Annotated in this window: 4 protein-coding genes; all 4 read right to left on the bottom strand. The window is 40.9% G+C overall.

Going from position 1 to position 2,329, the window contains the following annotated elements; translation table 11 throughout:
* Positions 1-33 precede the first annotated feature (33 nt).
* Positions 34-396, bottom strand: coding sequence for an NB-ARC domain-containing protein (locus P9B04_RS21550; protein WP_342057021.1), 363 nt, complete (start codon positions 394-396; stop codon positions 34-36).
* A 235-nt stretch (positions 397-631) separates the two neighbouring features.
* Entirely contained in the window at positions 632-1,528 is an 897-nt protein-coding gene (locus P9B04_RS21545) for a CHAT domain-containing protein (RefSeq protein ID WP_342057020.1), read from the bottom strand.
* Positions 1,529-1,543: 15 nt separating this feature from the next.
* On the bottom strand, positions 1,544-1,849 hold the full coding sequence (locus tag P9B04_RS21540) for a helix-turn-helix domain-containing protein (protein WP_342057019.1): 306 nt from the start codon (positions 1,847-1,849) through the stop codon (positions 1,544-1,546).
* Positions 1,842-2,195 (bottom strand): type II toxin-antitoxin system RelE/ParE family toxin, encoded by a 354-nt coding sequence (locus P9B04_RS21535; protein ID WP_342057018.1) that lies wholly within the window; start codon positions 2,193-2,195, stop codon positions 1,842-1,844. The genes P9B04_RS21540 and P9B04_RS21535 overlap by 8 nt, the downstream gene beginning before the upstream one ends.
* Positions 2,196-2,329: the final 134 nt, after the last annotated feature.

The raw sequence follows: 2,329 nt of genomic DNA, 5'->3' as shown, positions 1-2,329 counted from the left end.
CTCTATAAAAAACCCCATCTTCATTCTCATAAATCATTCCTGATTGCTATAGTTATTAATAGCTTTATAATCATCTACGTCATCAAAGACTATTAATGTGTTTCCTTGACCCCAATTACTCCAACAGTAACCAAGCTGTACCATCAATTCTTGGTCATCAGGTGGAGTCAAACCTAAATAAGCCCTTCCATAGTTAACAATTTGAGTTCCTATATCAGCCCCTCTTACTTGTAACCAACAAATACCACCGGTGTATTCTTCTTGATACTGCAAAGCATATTGCACGGCTAACTCAGTTTTTCCAATGCCCCCCATCCCTGACACGGCACAGATAGCCGCTTTGTTCTCCTGCTGTAATAACTCATGGAGTTCTTTGAGTTTGTCATCTCGTCCTATGAAATGAGATGAACCTTGTTTGTTTAGGTTTGATGGACGTTTAGATGGTTGATTGTTAAAATTCTCTGTATTAAGAATTGTTTGACAAGCTCTATCTATTGCTTTTATTAATGACTCTATTTGTTCACATAATTCTCTTAATTCATGAGGACTTTCTAAACAAACTTCTTCCTTCTCTTGTCGATAATTATCTAATCTAAGTCTTCTAATTGCCGTCTTTGCCTATCCATTATCATTATCCTCCCAACTCTTCAATCTTTTCCTGACATTCCTTTATCAACTGCTTCAATTGGAATTTCTTTTCAGGGTCAGAAGAGATCGCTTCTTCTCGACGATAAGCGGTTAACTTCTCAGTCCATAATTCTAGAGCTTCTGCATTGCCAGAGAAGGGAGTGGAAGACGGTACACCATAGTTATTCTGGGTTCCAATGATGGTGTGACCTTGAACATTTTGACCACTAACAACGTTACTTCCCGTTGAGTCAGGCGCAAACCCATAGATAGTGGAACCTTGCATTGACGGTTTTGTTTGTATGGGGATGTCCTTCTCAGTCTTCTTCTGAGAAGCAATGACATCAGGATTAGACAATAATTGTGGTGTAAGACGCTCTGGGATTCCTGCTATTTCAATGGAATTACGCCCTAACTTATAAGCGAACTCTACCGATTTCCCTGCGCCCAAACCGTCGTAGAATCCCACTGCAAACTCAATGGCTGCTTTGTCGCCGATCGCCTTATCCATTCCAATAACATAGGGGATGTGTTGTGCGATCGCTTTTGCCTGAACATCAGAGTAACAAGCATTAAGGACAACGCACTCGATAGAATCAGCAAATAATTCAAATAAGTTCGCTAATGCCTCAGCTTCAATGAACTTACTGTTACCTGTTTCATCTTCAAAGATTAGCCCCTCTTTCCCCTCACCATGCCCTGAGAAGTGGACAATGTTCGGTTCATGGTCGAGGATGGTACGACGAATATCTCTGTAACGTACCGCCAATGCAGTTTCAATGACAAAGTCCTCTCGTTGTCTTGACCGTCGTAATCCTTCTCTGATTTCCCGTACTTCCTCATCGACACGCAACTGGGTGGTGTCTTTGGGATTAGCGGAGAGTAGGAGGAGCTTTTTCATTGATTATTGGGGGTCTTAAGCTGCTTTCTCGGTAACTTCTACTGTGACTTGCTTTCCAGCCTGTCCAAGCATGACTACGAGTTTATCAAGGCTAAATCGGTTAATATTTCCATTAATAAGGTTGCCAATTCTTGGTTGGGTTTCTCCAAAAAACTCCGCAGCTTGGCCTTGTGTCCATCCCTGCTCTTCAATAAAGTGGCGCAAATCTAACATTAATTCGGCTCTGATAGCCAGATTAGCTGCTTCAGGAGCATCAAAGCCTAAATCTTCAAAGACATTATCACTGCCTTTTGTTACTATGATCTCTTTCTTGTTACTCATCGTTTTTTTGCTGTAACTCCTGTCGAAATCGAATCATTTGCTGATAACGTTGTCTCCCTAGTTCTAAGTCTTCTTTAGCTGTCTTTTGAGTCTTTTTCTCAAAAGCATGAAGGACATATACCGCTTCTTCAAATCGAGCCACATAGAAAACTCGATAAGCACCCTTAGCTCGAATTCTGATTTCTTCAACTCCTTTGCCAATGGTGGGCATGGGTTTGAAATCACTCGGCAATTGACCTTTTTGAACGGCTCTTAATTGAAAACCTGCTTTAGTTTTGGCAGTAGCTGGAAAACTTTTTAAGTCTTCTCTTGATGAGCCGACCCAGTTGATCGGTTTATCTGACATTATTATTTATAATACCTTATTCGGTATAACGTAGTGAGTGGGTAATTTACAGATGTTTGAGTCTTGGGAGCAAGTTCCCCGTTGGTTAAGATTGAGTCTTAGTTTCCCTCTTTTTTTCCTCAATGGTTGGCTGT

The sequence above is a fragment of the Crocosphaera sp. Alani8 genome (assembly GCF_038442745.1).
GTDB lineage: Bacteria > Cyanobacteriota > Cyanobacteriia > Cyanobacteriales > Microcystaceae > Crocosphaera.
The sequence above is the reverse complement of the archived record's forward strand: the minus strand, read 5'-3'. Positions and strand labels throughout refer to the sequence as shown.